Source organism: Clostridium sp. AM22-11AC (assembly GCF_003473545.1).
In the GTDB taxonomy this organism is placed as follows: domain Bacteria; phylum Bacillota; class Clostridia; order Lachnospirales; family Lachnospiraceae; genus Enterocloster.
In genome coordinates this window covers 56,572-56,804 of the sequence record NZ_QUCM01000002.1, presented here as the reverse complement: position 1 = coordinate 56,804, position 233 = coordinate 56,572, and positions in this window count along the sequence as shown.

Below are 233 nucleotides of genomic sequence, written 5' to 3'. Positions count from 1 at the left end.
GTCCTTTCGTATCTATAAAATATGATGTTGGGGTCAAAAGGTATTTTGACCCCTCTGATACCGAATTGCTACGTGCTTTGCACTCTCGCAATTCTAAAAACATTCGTAATCCGCTCATTTTTCTTCAAAAAATGGCTTCTTACTCATGTTTTTGGCGGGTCCCAAGTTCAAAAATCCTCATGCAAGCAAGCTTGCATCGGATTTATGACCTTTTGACCCTGGTATCAAAATAT